Origin of the sequence: Enterobacter sp. KB-221C9, from assembly GCF_041320715.1 — a bacterium.
Lineage (GTDB): Bacteria > Pseudomonadota > Gammaproteobacteria > Enterobacterales > Enterobacteriaceae > Enterobacter > Enterobacter asburiae_D.
Map to the genome: position 1 here is coordinate 210,704 of NZ_JBGIWG010000001.1, position 15,370 is coordinate 226,073.

The following is a 15,370-nucleotide window of genomic DNA, read 5'->3' on the forward strand; positions in this document are numbered from 1 at the left end:
CGGGTTAACAGGCGGGGCGCATAAGCGCGTGGTAGCCGCGGTCAAACCACACCAGCCCTTGCGGCGCGGGGTGGCGGATTATCGAAACAATGTCGCAAAACAGAATGTCGTGGGTGCCGACGCTCACCACCTGGCTGATGCGGCAGTCAAACGAGGCCAGCGCATCCTCCAGGCGCGGGCAGCCCGTGTCGCCCGTCTGCCAGCGGGCGGCGGCAAAGCGTTCCTCCATCGGCGTTTTCCCGCCAAACAGATTGGACAGCGGCTCCTGTCCGGCGCTCAGGGTATTCACGCAAAGGGTGCGGTTTTCGCTAAACGTTGGCCAGACGGACGCGCCGCGGTTCAGGCACACCAGCAGGGTGGGCGGTGAATCCGTGACGCTGCACACCGCGCTGGCGGTGAAGCCTGCCATCCCCGCCGGGCCGTCGGTGGTGATGATGTTGACCGCCGCGCCAACGCAGGCCATGGCGTCGCGAAAGGTTTGTTTATCCGGTGTCGTCATAATCGCTCCTTACGCCAGCCCGCAGGCATCGTCGAAGTCCAGACGCGGCAGGCGCCCGTACAGTTTGCGGGTATCGCCGTAGCCAATGTTGATCAGCAGATTGCTTTTAAGCGTGGTGCCGGTGAAAAAGGCCTCGTCGACCTTTTGGCGGTCAAAGCCCGACATCGGGCCGGTGTCCAGCCCCAGCGCGCGACAGGCGAAAATCAGGTAGGCGGCCTGCATTGAGCTGTTGCGAAAGGCAGTCTCTTCAGCGTGCGCGGGGCTGGTGGTAAACCAGCTCTTTGCATCGCCGTGCGGGAACAGCCCGGGCAGGCGCTCGTAGAATTCCCCGTCCCAGGCGACAATGGCCGTGACCGGGGCGGTGAGCGTTTTCTCGAGGTTGCCGCTGGAGAGCGCCGGGCGCAGCTTCTCTTTTCCCTCAGCGCTTCGCACAAACACAATCCGCGCCGGGGAGCAGTTGGCGGACGTTGGCCCCCATTTCATCAGGCTGTAGATTTCGCGCAGCGTTTCGTCGCTGACGGGCATATCCTGCCAGCCGTTATGGGTGCGGGCGCCGGTGAACAGCGTTTCCAGCGCGGCGGGGGTAATGGCTTCGCTCATTAAAGCTCCTTATAAAGCGGGTTCCGGGCTGTGCAGCAGGCTGGCAAGCCCGTTTAGCAGCAGGGTGTTAAAGGTATCCGGCTCGGTGACGTTGCAGGCATGCCCGCCCTGGCGCATCACCGCGCTGCGGCTGTGCGGGATCGCGGCCTGCAGCTCAGTCGAGCAGACGGAGGGCACCAGCATGTCGTCAGCGGAACAGATGATCTGTACCGGGCAGCGAATGCGCGCGGCATGGCGGCTGAAGTCGGCCTTTTTCAGGGCGCTGAGCCGGTGCAGCAGGTTGGTTTTTCCCTGAAAATGGGCCAGCGCCAGGGCCTCTTCGGCCTCCAGACGGGGGGCGCGGGCCGCCATCCAGTCTGCCGGGTAGAGAAACAGCGGCTGCGCCTCAACCCACGCCTGCGGGCCGCCGGAATGCAGCAGGCGCTCGCGGATCTGAAAGCAGCGGCGGGTGTGCGCGTTAAGGGTCAGCCAGCCGTTGACGCACACCAGCGCGGTGAGGGCGTCGGGATGATCCAGCGCCAGCTGCAGGCCGACCAGCGCCCCCAGCGCATGGCCCACGACGCTGTAGCGGGCAATCCCGGCATCCGCCAGCGCCTGAGCCAGCTCGTCCGCCATCTGCGCAAGGCTGTACCCTTCCGGCAGGGTGTCGGGGTTATTGCCCGTTCCCCGCTGGTCATAGCACACCACCTGGTACTCCGGCTCCAGCGCGGCCAGCTGGGGCAGCCAGTAGCTGCCGCTGCCGCCGAGACCGGAAATAAAGACCACCACGGGCGCACCCTCGAACGGGGGCGGCGAGACGGAGAGTTTCATACCTGCCTCACTTCGCGATGTGCGCAACGGTGGCGATTTCAACCAGCGCCTCTGGCTTCACCAGCCCGCACTGAATGCAGAACCGGGCCGGCTTATCGCCGGGGAAGAATTCGGCGTAAATCTCGTTAATCGCGGCGTAGTTTTTCCAGTCGGTGATAAAGATGCTGTTGAAGGTCACATCCTCCATCGTGCCACCCGCCGTTTCGATCACGGTTTTGATCGTCTCCAGCACGTGGCGGGTTTGCGCCTTTGGGTCGTTGATAAACACCACGTTGTTGTCTTTATCAAACGGCAGCGTGCCGGAGACATACACCACGCCGTCGGCGAGGGTGCCGGGAACAAACGGGGCAATCGGCGTGCTGGTGCCCGGCGGAATAATCACGGATTTTGGCATCAGGTGTCTCCTCAGGCGATACGGGCGAGCGGGGGAGTCAGGGCGTCGCAGAACTCCGCAACGCTGCTGACCCAGCCAAAAAAGGTTTCAATATTGAACAGGGCCGCCTTTTGGGCAAACTCCGGCCCGGCCTGGTGGGTCGCGTCTTCCAGCACCACGCCGAAATACTCGAGGAAGAAGCCGTCGCGCAGGGTCGACTCCACGCAGACGTTAGTGGCGATGCCGGTGAATACCAGGTGGCGAATGCCCCGGCTGCGCAGCAGGCTGTCGAGCGGCGTGTTAAAAAAGCCGCTGTAGCGCGGTTTGGGCAGGACGATATCGCCCGCCTGCGGGACCAGCTCGTCCACCAGCTGATAGTCCCAGCCGCCTTTTGCCAGCAGCTTGCCCTGCAGTTCTGGCCGTTTACGCATGGTTTTCAGGGCGTTCGACTTGTGGAAGTTGGGCGAGCCGGGGCCGCCGGCCTCGACGTACTGGTCATCCCAGCCGTTCTGGAACCAGATGATGAGCATGCCCGCGGCGCGCGCGGCGGCGACGGCGGTTTTGATGTTCTCAATCACCGGCCGGGTGGTGGAGACGTCGAACCCCGCCAGATCCAGATAGCCGCCCTGGCTGGCGTAGGCGTTTTGCATGTCCACCACGATCAGCGCGCTCTGCTCCGGCGCAAAGGTGATGGCTTCCGGGCGTGCGTTAAGAGTGGTCATTACGCCACCTCCTTCGTGACGGCAGGGATGTGGGCGCGGCACTGCATCAGCGGCTGGATGCGCTCGCCGAAGGTCTCCACGCCGGTGAGGAAATCATCGAAGGTCAGCAGGACGCCTTCCGCCCCGGGGACAGCCGCCACTTCGTCAAGCATTCTGGCGACGCTGGCATAAGAGCCGACCAGGGTGCCCATGTTGATATTGACCGCAGAGGTCGGGTCGGCCATCTGGCGCACGTTGGTATCTGAGCCGGAGCGGGTATCCTTTTGGCTCTGCTCGGTGAGCCAGCTCAGGGCCTCCTCGTCGGCGCCGTCCTTATAGCGCTCCCATTTCGCGCGCGCGGCGTCGTCGGTTTCATCGGCGATGACCATAAACAGCACGTAGGAGCCCACGTCGCGCCCGGTCCTGTCGGCGGCCTCTTTCATCCGCGCGGCGGTCGGGGCGAAGGCGGCAGGCGTGTTCACGCCTTTACCGAAGCAGAAGTTGAAGTCGGCGTATTTCGCCGAGAATTCCATTCCCGCGTCGCTCTGCCCGGCGCAAATCACCTTCATCGGCACCGACGGCTGCGGGCTGACGCGACAGTCGTTCATGGTGAAGAAGTCACCCTTGAAATCGCTTTTGCCGGTGCCCCACAGATCGCGCAGCACCTGTACGTATTCGGTCAAGTAGTCGTAGCGACGCGAGAAGTAATCGTCACCCGGCCAGAGCCCCATCTGCTCGTACTCGGGTTTTTGCCAGCCGGTGACCAGGTTAACGCCAAAGCGCCCGCCGGAGATGGAGTCGATGGTGGAGGCCATGCGCGCCACGATCGCCGGGGGGAGAGTAAGGGTGGCGGCGGTGGCGTAGATCTGAATACGCGAGGTGACCGCGGCCAGCCCGGCCATCAGGGTAAAGGACTCCAGGTTGTGATCCCAGAATTCGGTTTTGCCGCCAAAGCCGCGCAGCTTGATCATCGAAAGCGCAAAATCGAAATGGTAGTGCTCCGCTTTCTGCACGATGGCTTTATTGAGCTCAAAGGTCGGCATGTATTGCGGTGCAGCGGTCGAGATAAGCCAGCCGTTGTTGCCGATGGGTACAAATACGCCAATTTTCATCACGAACCTCTCTTCATTACGTCGCAGGTGTAACGGTGTTTGTGCAAAGGCGGTGCCAGTTTTGAAAATGGTAGTGTTATTAATGTGTTAACCAGAAGTTGGTGGATTGATACGGCTAAATGTGGACTAAATGGTCAAAAACATTGCACAGAAAACAGGCATTCATGCGCGATCGGAGTGCAGGATGTCGTGGCGAGACGGGGGTTTTGCTATGCTGAGGGCAACGCAGAATAAGGAGAGCGGGAATGGCACAAGGCGCAGTGAAAACACCAGGTAAACGTTCGCAGGCGGTGAGCGCCAAGAAGCAGGCGATCCTCAGCGCGGCGCTGGAGACCTTTTCGCAGTTTGGTATTCACGGCACGCGCCTGGAGCAGGTTGCGGAGCAGTCCGGGGTATCCAAAACCAATCTGCTCTACTATTACCCGTCGAAAGAGGCGCTCTATATCGCGGTGATGCAGCAGATCCTCGATATCTGGCTGGCGCCGCTGAAAGCGTTTCGCGCAGAGCTGGCCCCGCTGGTGGCGATCAAAGAGTACATTCGCCTGAAGCTGGAGGTGTCGCGCGATTACCCGCAGGCATCAAGGCTGTTTTGTCTTGAGATGCTGCAGGGCGCGCCGCTGTTGCAGGCGGAACTCACCGGAGATTTAAAGCAGCTGGTGGACGATAAGTCGGCCATTATTGCCGGATGGGTCGCCAGCGGAAAGCTGGCCCCGGTCGACCCGCATCATCTGATCTTTATGATTTGGGCCTCCACCCAGCATTACGCTGACTTTGCGGCCCAGGTTGAGGCGGTGACCGGTAAAACGCTCCAGGACGAGGCGTTTTTCCACAGCACGCTGGAAAACGTGCAGCGGATGATTATTGAAGGGATCCGCTTACGCTAGTTCCCCGGCGGGAGAGGGCAGCTTAAGTCGCCCTCTTCACACTGCATCAGCGAGGCCAGAAACGCTTCGCGCTCGACGGTTTTTTCCGCCAGGCACTGGTTAACAATCATTGGCTGGACGCTCCCGCCTTCCGTACCCGAACCGATAAACGCGCAGTCCGCGTCGCGCAGGGCAATCCACGCCTGCTGCGCTTTTTTCAGCAGGTCGCGCTGAGGGGCTGCCGCGCGCTTGATGGCGGCCTGATACGTCTGGTTGAGTTTTTTATCGGCAGCCTGGTACTGCTGCGCGCTACAGGTGTTCAGTTCAAGCTGGGTGGTCGCTTTGTCGCACTCGTCGGCCAACGCGCTGGCGCTCATTAGCAGTGCTGCACAGGCGATAAGATATCGTTTCATATACTCCCCAATAAAATAAGGCTCCGTCTCCGGAGCCTTATTAGCACAGCGTTAGCCTATTGTCATCAGGCTGGCGTTACCGCCTGCCGCCGCCGTGTTGACGCTGAGCGAGTGCTCTACGTACAGACGCTCCAGCAGCAGGTTGGTTTCCCCGCGTGCAAAGCCCTGTACCGAAACAATCGCCCCGCTGCGGGCCGCCACCTGCTCGCACAGTTCGCGCAGCTGGTCGGAATCACCGTGGTAAATCACGGCATCAAACGGCTGCGTCAGCAGCGCATCGGCCTTCGCAAAGCGAATGCGGGCCGATACCGCTTTCGGCAGCTGTTTGGCGAGATCGCGATGCAGCGCATCTTCCGGCCATAGGACTTCACACCCGGTTGCCATGGCGGCGGCCAGCTGCACCAGCGCGTCCTGCTCGTTATCGGCCACGCACAGCACGCGCTCGCGCGGCATCAGCGTCCAGGTGTTGCGCTCGCCGGTTGGCCCCGGCAGCAGACGCTGCGTGCCCGCCTGGGCCAGCTCGCCGTACTGCCGGGCAACGGCACGCAGCTCAGGACGTTTTTCCGCCCAGGCGATAAGCGCCTCCAGCGGCTGCGTCAGTACGGCTTTCAGCTGTGCATCCACCGGATAGTCCGCATCCTGGCGCGCCAGGGTGACGCCCAGGGCGTTCTCCGGACGGTTCGCCAGCAGACGGTACAGGTAAAGCGGACCGCCCGCTTTCGGACCGGTGCCGGAGAGACCTTCGCCGCCAAACGGCTGTACGCCCACGACCGCGCCGACCATGTTGCGGTTGACGTACAGGTTGCCCACTTTGGCGCTGCCGGTCACCTGCGCGATAGTCTCGTCGATACGGGTATGCACGCCGAGCGTCAGGCCATAGCCGGAGGCGTTGATCTGCTCAACCAGCTCGTTCAGGTTGTTACGGTTGTAGCGCACCACGTGGAGCACCGGGCCGAAGACCTCTTTTTTCAGCTCGTCGAAGCTTGCCAGCTCAATCAGCGTTGGCGGCACAAAGGTGCCGGTCCGCCATTCGCGGGTATCTTCGCTGTTCTCGCGCACCGCCTGGAATACCGGACGGCCTTTCGCGCGCATGGTCTGAATGTGGTTTTCGATATTGGCTTTGGCTTCCGCGTCGATCACCGGCCCGATGTCGGTGGTGAGACGGCCCGGGTTGCCCATGCGGCATTCGGCCATCGCGCCGCGCAGCATCTTCAGCGTGTGGTCCGCCACGTCGTCCTGCAGGCACAGCACGCGCAGCGCGGAGCAGCGCTGACCGGCGCTGTCGAACGCGGAGGCCAGCACGTCGACCACCACCTGCTCGGTAAGGGCAGAGGAGTCAACGATCATGGCGTTCATCCCGCCGGTTTCCGCGATGAGCGGCGTAGGACGACCCTGCGCATCCAGACGGGTGGCAATGTTGCGCTGCAGCAGAGACGCCACTTCGGTCGAACCGGTAAACATCACGCCGCGCACGCGGTTGTCGGAGGTCAGTTTGGCGCCGACGGTTTCACCGCGGCCCGGCAGCAGCTGAACCACGCCCGCCGGCACGCCGGCTTCCAGAAGAATGTTGATGCCCTGCGCGGCAATCAGCGGGGTCTGCTCGGCCGGTTTTGCCAGCACGCTGTTGCCTGCGGCCAGGGCGGCGGCAATCTGGCCGGTGAAGATCGCCAGCGGGAAGTTCCACGGGCTGATACAGACGACCGGACCCAGCGGACGGTGGGTTTCGTTATCGAAGTCATCGCGAACCTGGCCCGCGTAGTAGTGCAGGAAGTCGACGGCCTCGCGCACTTCGGCAATGGCGTTGCTGAAGGTTTTACCCGCTTCGCGCACCAGAATGCCGATGAGCGACTGCATCTGATCTTCCATCAGCACCGCCGCGCGTTCCAGAATCGCGGCGCGCTCCTGCGGCGGCGTGGCGAACCAGATTGGCGCGTTGTTTACCGCGCTGTCCAGCGCCCGATCCACTTCCGCTTCGGTGGCTTCACGCACGTAGCCGACGATATCTTTTGGCTCTGCCGGGTTAATGACCGGCTGCATGTCGCCGTCCTCGACGGACTGCTCCAGAATCGGTTTGGCCTGCCACTTCTGCAATGCGCTGTTGAGCAGGGCAGAGGAGAGCGATGCCAGACGGTGTTCGTTGGCGAGATCCAGACCCGCCGAGTTGACGCGGCCTTTGCCGTACAGCTCGCGCGGCAGGGCAATCTTCGGATGCGGCAGGCCAATCTGGCCTTCCTGCGCGGCCATCTTCTCAACGGCCTGCACCGGGTCGGCCACCAGCTCGTCGAGCGGCAGGGTGGTGTCGGCGATGCGGTTAACGAAGGAGGTGTTCGCGCCGTTTTCCAGCAGACGACGCACCAGGTACGCCAGCAGGGTTTCGTGGGTACCCACCGGAGCATAGATACGGCACGGGCGGTTCAGCTTGCCGTCCGCCACTTTACCGGTCACCTGCTCGTACAGCGGTTCACCCATGCCGTGCAGGCACTGGAACTCGTACTGGCCCGGGTAGTAGTTTTGCCCGGCCAGGCTGTAGATCGCCGCCAGGGTGTGGGCGTTGTGGGTAGCGAACTGCGGATAGATCAGGTTCGGCACGCCGAGCAGCTTTTTCGCACAGGCGAGGTAAGAGACGTCGGTGTAAACCTTACGGGTATAGACCGGATAGCCTTCCAGCCCGTCCATTTGCGCGCGTTTGATTTCGCTGTCCCAGTAGGCGCCTTTCACCAGACGGATCATCAGGCGACGACGGCTGCGGCTTGCCAGGTCAATCAGGTAATCAATGACGAACGGGCAGCGCTTCTGGTAGGCCTGGATAACGAAGCCGATGCCGTTCCAGCCTGCCAGCTCCGGCTCGAAGCACAGCTTTTCCAGCAGATCGAGGGAGATCTCCAGACGGTCAGCCTCTTCGGCGTCGATGTTAATGCCGATGTCATACTGGCGCGCCAGCAGGGTCAGGGACTTCAGGCGCGGATACAGCTCTTCCATCACGCGGTCGTACTGCGCGCGGCTGTAGCGCGGGTGCAGGGCAGAGAGCTTGATGGAGATGCCCGGGCCTTCATATATGCCGCGACCGTTGGAGGCTTTACCGATGGCGTGAATGGCCTGCTGGTAAGAGACCATGTAGGCCTGCGCGTCGGCAGCGGTCAGCGCCGCTTCGCCCAGCATGTCGTAAGAGTAGCGGAAACCTTTATCTTCCAGCTTGCGGGCGTTCGCCAGCGCTTCGGCAATGGTTTCGCCGGTGACGAACTGTTCGCCCATCAGGCGCATCGCCATGTCCACGCCCTTGCGGATCAGCGGCTCGCCGCTCTTACCGATGATGCGGTTCAGGGAGCGGGAGAGGTTGGCTTCGTTATGGGTCGAGACCAGTTTGCCGGTAAATAGCAGGCCCCAGGTGGCCGCGTTGACGAACAGCGACGGGCTGCGGCCAATGTGTGAATGCCAGTTGCCGTTGCTGATCTTGTCGCGGATCAGCGCGTCGCGGGTGGCTTTATCCGGAATACGCAGCAGCGCTTCCGCCAGGCACATCAGCGCCACGCCTTCCTGTGAAGAGAGGGAAAACTCCTGCAGCAGACCCTGAACCATCCCGGCGCGGCCGGTGGCGGTTTTCTGGTTGCGCAGCTTGTCGGCTAACTGATACGCCAGGCTGTGCGCCTGTGCGGCAATGGCTTCCGGCAGGCGAGCCTGCTCCAGCAGCATCGGCACGGCGTCGGTTTCGGCACGGCGGTAGGCGCCTGTAATGGCGGCACGGCTGACGGACTGCGGCAGGATCTGCTCGGCAAATTCAAGGAACGGCTGATGGTTCTCGTCGCCAGCGGCTGGCGCTTCCTCGCTTTCGTTTGCTGCACCGGCCAGCAGGGCAGGCAGCTCCGGCAGGCCCTCATCGCTCTCGAGTCTTTCGAGATAGTTAAAAATCGCCTGCTTAATTAACCAGTGCGGCGTGCGGTCAATGCGGGTTGCTGCGGTCTTAATCCGTTCGCGGGTGGCGTCATCCAGCTTAACCCCCATGGTGGTCATACCCATGCCAAAGCTCCTGTTGTTCTGTAATAGCATTCTGTAGATAGCGTGAAATATCCACCATGTTGCAACTTTGTGCAACCGTGTTAAATGTGACCTGGTTTGCAACCCGGAAAATGAATGGATTGTTAACGAATGGTTAGCTGGAAAATCGTGCTGGCGGCTTTACGTGAAGCCTGTTTTTATGCGGGAGTTAACACTTTTCAAAGGTGCAACCCGCAAAAGCGTGAGCGAGTGCAACCTACAGAAAACTTGTATCAAACCGGGGATGAAATTGATGTAAATGCAGTGTTAAATCGTTTGTCAGCGGAAGGCGCATACGGCAGGATAGCGCGCCCAACCGAAACACAAGATACATTCACCTCGTTCCGGTGATCATATAACAAGGCAGCCCGGACGGCTGTCGCTCGACACTTTTGGAGAATTTGAATGGCTATTAGCACACCGATGCTGGTGACATTTCTCGTTTATATTTTTGGCATGATCCTGATAGGGTTTTTGGCGTGGCGGTCAACGAAGAACTTTGACGACTACATTCTGGGCGGACGCAGTTTAGGCCCGATGGTGACCGCACTCTCTGCGGGCGCATCCGACATGAGCGGCTGGCTGCTGATGGGGCTGCCTGGCGCGATTTTCATCTCCGGTATCTCTGAAAGCTGGATCGCCATCGGCCTGACCGTCGGCGCGTGGATCAACTGGAAGCTGGTGGCAGGCCGTCTGCGCGTGCATACCGAGGCCAACAACAACGCCCTGACGCTGCCGGACTACTTCACCGGACGCTTTGAAGATAACAGCCGCATCCTGCGCATTATCTCCGCGGTGGTTATCCTGCTGTTCTTTACCATCTACTGTGCTTCCGGCATTGTTGCCGGCGCGCGTCTGTTCGAAAGCACCTTCGGCATGAGCTACGAAACCGCCCTGTGGGCCGGTGCTGCGGCGACCATCCTCTATACCTTCGTGGGCGGCTTCCTGGCCGTGAGCTGGACCGACACCGTGCAGGCGAGCCTGATGATCTTCGCCCTGATCCTGACCCCGGTGATTGTGATTTTCACCGTTGGTGGCTTTGCCGATTCGCTGGAAGTGATCAAGCAGAAGAGCATTGAAAACGTCGACATGCTGAAAGGGCTGAACTTCGTTGCCATCGTGTCGCTGATGGGCTGGGGCCTGGGCTACTTCGGTCAGCCGCATATCCTGGCGCGCTTTATGGCGGCGGATTCTCACCACACCATCGTTCATGCCCGTCGCATCAGCATGACGTGGATGATCCTGTGTCTGGCAGGGGCGTGTGCGGTCGGCTTCTTCGGTATCGCGTACTTCAACAACAACCCGGCGCAGGCGGGCGCGGTGAACCAGAACGCCGAGCGCGTGTTCATCGAGCTGGCGCAAATTCTGTTTAACCCGTGGATTGCCGGTATTCTGCTCTCCGCGATCCTGGCGGCGGTGATGTCCACCCTGAGCTGCCAGCTGCTGGTCTGCTCCAGCGCGATCACCGAAGACCTCTACAAAGCCTTCCTGCGTAAAAACGCGAGCCAGAAAGAGCTGGTGTGGGTAGGGCGCTTTATGGTGCTGGTGGTGGCGCTGATTGCCATCGCGCTGGCGGCCAACCCGGAAAACCGCGTGCTGGGCCTTGTGAGCTACGCGTGGGCGGGCTTTGGTGCGGCGTTTGGTCCGGTCGTGCTGTTCTCCGTCATGTGGTCACGTATGACCCGTAACGGCGCGCTGGCGGGGATGATCATCGGTGCGCTGACCGTTATCGTCTGGAAACAGTTCGCGTGGCTGGGCCTGTACGAAATCATCCCAGGCTTCCTCTTCGGCAGCATCGGCATCGTGGTGTTCAGCCTGCTGGGTAAAGCACCGTCTGCCTCCATGCAGAAACGCTTTGCTGAAGCCGACGCGCACTACCACTCCGCGCCGCCGTCTAAGCTGCAGCCGGAATAATTTTCCCACTAACACCGTAGGCCGGGTAAGCGTTAGCGCCACCCGGCTTTTTCTTGCAAATTTTCCAGAATTACGTTGATATCGCTGCACTTATAACAATGAGGATAGCGAAGCATGACAATCAAAACAGGGTTAATGGCGGCGGCATTATTGATGCTGGCTGGGTGCACTGCGCCATCGCAACACGCGGCGGTCGAAACCTGCAAAGCGGATAACCAGATGCAGCAAACCACGCTCTATTTCGGACTGAATCGTCCGGCCGGGGCGCAGATTACCGGCAACGAGTGGCAGCAGTTTGTTGACCAGGACGTGACGCCGCGCTTTCGCGATGGCTTAACGGTGTTTGACGCGCGCGGGCAGTGGCTGGGGAACGACGGAAAAGTGGCGCGTGAGCCGAGCAAAGCGCTGATGCTGATCCACGGTAAAGATGCGCAGAGCGAGAAGAACATCGAAGCGTTACGCGGGATTTATAAATCACGCTTCGCGCAGGAGTCGGTGATGCGCGTCGACCAGCCGGTGTGCGTGCAGTTTTAATAAAAACGGCGGGAATTCCCGCCGTTATTGTATCGTAGGCCCGTGCAAGCGAAGCGCCGCCGGGCACAAACGGCACAAAACCTACAACACCAACCCCGCAAAGCTCGCCGACAGCAGGCTCACCAGCGTCGCGCCGTACACCAGACGCAGGCCGAAGCGCGATACCACGTTCCCCTGCTGCTCGTTCAGGCCCTTAATCGCCCCGGCCACAATGCCGATGGAGGCGAAGTTCGCGAACGACACCAGGAAGACGGACAAAATGCCCAGTCCGCGCGGGGACATCTGATGCGCGATTTTTTGCAGCTCAATCATCGCCACAAATTCATTCGCCACCAGCTTGGTCGCCATAATGCTGCCCGCGTTCAGGGAGTCACTCAGCGGAATACCGATAAGCCATGCCAGCGGATAAAACACGTAGCCCAAAATCTGCTGGAAGCTCATGCCAAATACGCTGGAGAAGAGGGCGTTAACGGCGCTAATAAGCGCGATAAAGCCAATCAGCATTGCCAGAATAATCATCGCCACTTTAAAACCGGCCAGAATATACTCGCCGAGCATCTCGAAGAAACTCTGCGATTCATGCAGTTTTTCCAGCTTGATATCCGGCTCCGCTTCCGGGCGCGCCGGGTTGATGACCGAGAGAATAATAAAGGTGCTGAACATGTTCAGAATCAGCGCCGCGACGACAAATTTGGCGTCGAGCATGGTCATATAGGCGCCGACAATCGACAGGGAGACCGTCGACATGGCCGTGGCCGCCATGGTGAACAGACGACGAGAGGAGAGATCGCCCAGCACGCCCTTGTAGGCAATGAAGTTTTCCGACTGGCCGAGGATCAGGGAACTCACCGCGTTAAAGGATTCCAGCTTGCCCATACCGTTCAGTTTTGACAGCAGCGTACCGATTACCCGAATAAAAATCGGCAGGATCCGCCAGTGCTGAAGAATACCAATCAGCGCGGAAATAAAAATAATCGGGCAAAGCACGCCGAGGAAAATGAACGCCAGCCCTTTTTCCCCCATTCCGCCAAAGACGAAATTGGTGCCTTCGCCGGCAAATTTAAGCAGTGACTCAAAAAATCCCGAGACGTATTTAATCAGGAATAACCCGCTTTCGGCGTGCAGGAAAAAGAACGCCAGGGCTATTTCAATGACAATAAGCTGTAAAACATAACGAATGCGAATTTTTCGGCGGTCGAAACTCACCAGCCAGGCGAGCGCAAGAATAATCACCAGCGCCAGCAGGAAATGGACAATCTTAAACATGGTTTATTTTCAGTTGGTTTTTGAGGAGGATATTTAGCCACAGCGCTGGTTAACCGTAAATGGGCAATTTTATTATAACTTATAAACTTAACGGTAACGTCAGCAACTATTAACAGGCTTTGCGTTTACAACTCGTCATCAAAACAGCGCACATTTCGCTTGTGTTTCTCTTCTCCGTAATGATAATCACTATCACAAGAATTTACCTTTCTTTGCATCAGTTGACCGCGATAAACATTTAAGGTGTCGGCATGTTTGTTCCATTTCTCATTATGTTACGTGAAGGGCTCGAAGCTGCCCTCATCGTGAGCCTCATCGCCAGCTATCTGAAGCGAACCCAGCGCGGGCGCTGGATTGGCGTCATGTGGGTCGGGGTATTCCTTGCCGCGGCGCTCTGTCTGGGCCTCGGTATCCTCATCAACGAAACCACCGGGGAGTTCCCGCAGAAAGAGCAGGAGCTGTTCGAAGGGATCGTTGCCGTGATTGCGGTAGCGATCCTTACCTGGATGGTGTTCTGGATGCGTAAAGTCTCGCGCAACGTGAAGGTGCAGCTGGAGCAGGCGGTGGATAACGCGCTGCAAAAGGGAAACAACCACGGCTGGGCGCTCATTATGATGGTCTTTTTCGCCGTCGCGCGTGAGGGCCTGGAGTCTGTTTTCTTCCTGCTGGCGGCGTTTCAGCAGGATGTCGGCATCTGGCCGCCGGTTGGCGCGATGCTCGGGCTGGCAACCGCCGTCGTGCTGGGCTTTCTGCTTTACTGGGGCGGTATTCGCCTGAACCTGGGCGCGTTCTTCAAGTGGACCAGCCTGTTTATTCTGCTGGTGGCGGCAGGGCTGGCGGCGGGGGCGATACGTGCCTTCCACGAGGCGGGCCTGTGGAACCATTTCCAGGACGTCGCGTTCGACCTCAGCAACGTGCTCTCCACCCATTCTCTGACCGGCACCCTGCTCGAAGGTATCTTCGGCTATCAGGAAACGCCGAGCGTCAGCGAAGTGGCGATGTACTTTATTTATCTGGTTCCGGCGCTGGTGCTGTTCGCAATGCCGCCGCGTACCGGCACGCAGGCGTCGCGCGTTACGCCATAATAGTTGATTTAGTTACAACATACTTTTAAAGGGAAGAGTCATGGCAATTCAGTTCCGTCGTAGTGCGTTATGCGCAGGCATTGCCGCGCTGTTCGCTTCTGCATTCTCCGCCTGGGGCGCGGATGTTCCTCAGGTTAAAGTCACCGTCAACGATAAGCAGTGTGAGCCGATGACCCTCACGGTGAACAGCGGCAAAACCCAGTTCATTATTCAGAACCACAGCCAGAAGGCGCTGGAATGGGAGATCCTGAAAGGGGTTCTGGTGGTGGAGGAGCGTGAAAATATCGCCCCTGGCTTTAGCCAGAAGATGACCGCCAACCTGCAGCCTGGCGAGTATGAGATGACCTGCGGCCTGCTGACCAACCCGAAAGGAAAGCTTATCGTCAAAGGTGAAGCGACGGCCGATGCGGCGAAAGGCGCTGCGGTGCTGAGCCTGGGTGACGCGATTACCGCGTATAAAGCCTACGTCACGAAAGAGACGGCGGACCTGGCGACGGCAACCAAAGCCTTTACCGATGCGGTGAAAGCCGGTGACATCGAAAAAGCGAAATCCCTCTATGCGCCAACCCGTCAGCACTACGAGCGTATCGAGCCGATTGCCGAGCTGTTCTCTGACCTTGATGGCAGTATTGATGCCCGCGAAGACGATTTCGAGCAAAAGGCCGCCGATCCGAAATTCACCGGTTTCCACCGTCTGGAGAAAGCCCTGTTTGGCGACAACTCCACCAAAGGGATGGAGAAATACGCTGAGCAGCTGAACGGCGACGTGCTGGAGCTGCAAAAGCGCATCAGCGAGCTGGCCTTCCCGCCGTCAAAAGTGGTGGGCGGCGCGGCCGGTCTGATTGAAGAAGTGGCCGCCAGCAAAATCAGCGGCGAAGAAGATCGCTACAGCCATACCGACCTGTGGGACTTCCAGGCCAACGTCGACGGCGCGCAGAAAATTGTTAACCTGCTGCGACCTCAGCTGCAGAAAGAGAACGGCGAACTGCTGGCCAAAGTGGATGCCAACTTCAAAAAAGTCGACGCTATTCTGGCGAAGTACCGTACCAAAGACGGGTTTGAAACCTACGACAAGCTGACCGATGCCGACCGTAACGCGCTGAAAGGCCCGATTACCGCCCTGGCGGAAGACCTTTCTCTGCTGCGTGGCGTACTGGGTCTGGACTAA

The 15,370-nt window shown here is 59.6% G+C and carries 15 protein-coding genes; 6 read left to right on the forward strand and 9 right to left on the reverse strand.

Annotated features, from left to right (window positions below):
• Window positions 1–4 precede the first annotated feature (4 nt).
• Genes rutF through rutA form a run of 6 tightly spaced genes read right to left on the reverse strand, consistent with a single transcriptional unit; the run spans window position 5 to window position 4,095 of the window.
• The gene (rutF, locus tag AB8846_RS00980) at window positions 5–499 is read right to left on the reverse strand and encodes an NADH-dependent FMN reductase RutF (protein WP_023327078.1); all 495 of its coding nucleotides are present in this window, start codon (window positions 497–499) and stop codon (window positions 5–7) included.
• A gap of 9 nt (window positions 500–508) precedes the next feature.
• Window positions 509–1,099 carry a malonic semialdehyde reductase gene (locus AB8846_RS00985; protein WP_370731809.1) on the reverse strand — a complete coding sequence of 197 codons (591 nt, stop codon included), beginning with the start codon at window positions 1,097–1,099 and terminating at the stop codon, window positions 509–511.
• A 9-nt stretch (window positions 1,100–1,108) separates the two neighbouring features.
• A complete protein-coding gene (gene rutD, locus AB8846_RS00990) occupies window positions 1,109–1,909 on the reverse strand; it encodes a pyrimidine utilization protein D (protein WP_370731810.1) in 801 nt (266 codons plus the stop codon).
• 7 nt (window positions 1,910–1,916) lie between these two features.
• Window positions 1,917–2,303 (reverse strand): pyrimidine utilization protein C, encoded by a 387-nt coding sequence (gene rutC / locus AB8846_RS00995; protein ID WP_010429508.1) that lies wholly within the window; start codon window positions 2,301–2,303, stop codon window positions 1,917–1,919.
• A gap of 11 nt (window positions 2,304–2,314) precedes the next feature.
• Window positions 2,315–3,004 carry a pyrimidine utilization protein B gene (gene rutB, locus AB8846_RS01000; protein WP_370731811.1) on the reverse strand — a complete coding sequence of 230 codons (690 nt, stop codon included), beginning with the start codon at window positions 3,002–3,004 and terminating at the stop codon, window positions 2,315–2,317.
• A complete protein-coding gene (rutA, locus tag AB8846_RS01005; RefSeq protein WP_370731812.1) occupies window positions 3,004–4,095 on the reverse strand; it encodes a pyrimidine utilization protein A in 1,092 nt (363 codons plus the stop codon). Before rutA ends, rutB begins: the two co-directional genes overlap by 1 nt.
• 245 nt (window positions 4,096–4,340) lie before the next feature.
• Here rutA and rutR point away from each other — a divergent pair, with 245 nt between their 5' ends.
• Window positions 4,341–4,979 carry an HTH-type transcriptional regulator RutR gene (gene rutR / locus AB8846_RS01010; RefSeq protein WP_023335217.1) on the forward strand — a complete coding sequence of 213 codons (639 nt, stop codon included), beginning with the start codon at window positions 4,341–4,343 and terminating at the stop codon, window positions 4,977–4,979.
• Here the strand turns inward: rutR and AB8846_RS01015 are convergent.
• Both AB8846_RS01015 and putA read right to left on the reverse strand, forming a co-directional pair.
• Complete coding sequence (locus AB8846_RS01015; RefSeq protein ID WP_370731813.1) at window positions 4,976–5,371, reverse strand: lysozyme inhibitor LprI family protein; 396 nt, start codon at window positions 5,369–5,371, stop codon at window positions 4,976–4,978. The two genes, rutR and AB8846_RS01015, sit on opposite strands and share 4 nt — an antisense overlap.
• Before the next feature lie 51 nt (window positions 5,372–5,422).
• Window positions 5,423–9,385, reverse strand: a complete 3,963-nt coding sequence (gene putA / locus AB8846_RS01020; RefSeq protein ID WP_370731814.1) for a trifunctional transcriptional regulator/proline dehydrogenase/L-glutamate gamma-semialdehyde dehydrogenase — start codon at window positions 9,383–9,385, stop codon at window positions 5,423–5,425.
• A gap of 129 nt (window positions 9,386–9,514) precedes the next feature.
• On the opposite strand from putA, the gene AB8846_RS01025 reads away from it, so the two are divergent.
• From AB8846_RS01025 to AB8846_RS01035, 3 genes are all read left to right on the forward strand, one after another.
• Window positions 9,515–9,754 carry a hypothetical protein gene (locus AB8846_RS01025; protein ID WP_331412673.1) on the forward strand — a complete coding sequence of 80 codons (240 nt, stop codon included), beginning with the start codon at window positions 9,515–9,517 and terminating at the stop codon, window positions 9,752–9,754.
• Window positions 9,755–9,808: 54 nt separating this feature from the next.
• Entirely contained in the window at window positions 9,809–11,317 is a 1,509-nt protein-coding gene (gene putP / locus AB8846_RS01030) for a sodium/proline symporter PutP (RefSeq protein ID WP_213328286.1), read from the forward strand.
• A 114-nt stretch (window positions 11,318–11,431) separates the two neighbouring features.
• Window positions 11,432–11,851, forward strand: coding sequence for a DUF3574 domain-containing protein (locus tag AB8846_RS01035; protein WP_059311066.1), 420 nt, complete (start codon window positions 11,432–11,434; stop codon window positions 11,849–11,851).
• Window positions 11,852–11,932: 81 nt separating this feature from the next.
• On the opposite strand, the gene AB8846_RS01040 is transcribed toward AB8846_RS01035, so the two are convergent.
• Window positions 11,933–13,117, reverse strand: coding sequence for a NupC/NupG family nucleoside CNT transporter (locus tag AB8846_RS01040; protein WP_370731815.1), 1,185 nt, complete (start codon window positions 13,115–13,117; stop codon window positions 11,933–11,935).
• Window positions 13,118–13,368: 251 nt separating this feature from the next.
• Here AB8846_RS01040 and efeU point away from each other — a divergent pair, with 251 nt between their 5' ends.
• Window positions 13,369–14,202, forward strand: a complete 834-nt coding sequence (gene efeU, locus AB8846_RS01045; protein ID WP_126794710.1) for an iron uptake transporter permease EfeU — start codon at window positions 13,369–13,371, stop codon at window positions 14,200–14,202.
• A 40-nt stretch (window positions 14,203–14,242) separates the two neighbouring features.
• Window positions 14,243–15,370, forward strand: coding sequence for an iron uptake system protein EfeO (efeO, locus tag AB8846_RS01050; protein ID WP_063143920.1), 1,128 nt, complete (start codon window positions 14,243–14,245; stop codon window positions 15,368–15,370).

Coding starts and splice junctions, on each gene's coding strand:
- rutB (WP_370731811.1), bottom strand. CDS start 3,004: ATGACCACTCTTAACGCACGCCCGGAAGCCATCACCTTTGCGCCGGAG.
- AB8846_RS01025 (WP_331412673.1), top strand. CDS start 9,515: ATGGTTAGCTGGAAAATCGTGCTGGCGGCTTTACGTGAAGCCTGTTTT.
- AB8846_RS01035 (WP_059311066.1), top strand. CDS start 11,432: ATGACAATCAAAACAGGGTTAATGGCGGCGGCATTATTGATGCTGGCT.
- rutR (WP_023335217.1), top strand. CDS start 4,341: ATGGCACAAGGCGCAGTGAAAACACCAGGTAAACGTTCGCAGGCGGTG.
- rutF (WP_023327078.1), bottom strand. CDS start 499: ATGACGACACCGGATAAACAAACCTTTCGCGACGCCATGGCCTGCGTT.
- efeU (WP_126794710.1), top strand. CDS start 13,369: ATGTTTGTTCCATTTCTCATTATGTTACGTGAAGGGCTCGAAGCTGCC.
- putP (WP_213328286.1), top strand. CDS start 9,809: ATGGCTATTAGCACACCGATGCTGGTGACATTTCTCGTTTATATTTTT.
- efeO (WP_063143920.1), top strand. CDS start 14,243: ATGGCAATTCAGTTCCGTCGTAGTGCGTTATGCGCAGGCATTGCCGCG.
- AB8846_RS00985 (WP_370731809.1), bottom strand. CDS start 1,099: ATGAGCGAAGCCATTACCCCCGCCGCGCTGGAAACGCTGTTCACCGGC.
- rutD (WP_370731810.1), bottom strand. CDS start 1,909: ATGAAACTCTCCGTCTCGCCGCCCCCGTTCGAGGGTGCGCCCGTGGTG.
- AB8846_RS01015 (WP_370731813.1), bottom strand. CDS start 5,371: ATGAAACGATATCTTATCGCCTGTGCAGCACTGCTAATGAGCGCCAGC.
- rutA (WP_370731812.1), bottom strand. CDS start 4,095: ATGAAAATTGGCGTATTTGTACCCATCGGCAACAACGGCTGGCTTATC.
- putA (WP_370731814.1), bottom strand. CDS start 9,385: ATGGGTATGACCACCATGGGGGTTAAGCTGGATGACGCCACCCGCGAA.
- AB8846_RS01040 (WP_370731815.1), bottom strand. CDS start 13,117: ATGTTTAAGATTGTCCATTTCCTGCTGGCGCTGGTGATTATTCTTGCG.
- rutC (WP_010429508.1), bottom strand. CDS start 2,303: ATGCCAAAATCCGTGATTATTCCGCCGGGCACCAGCACGCCGATTGCC.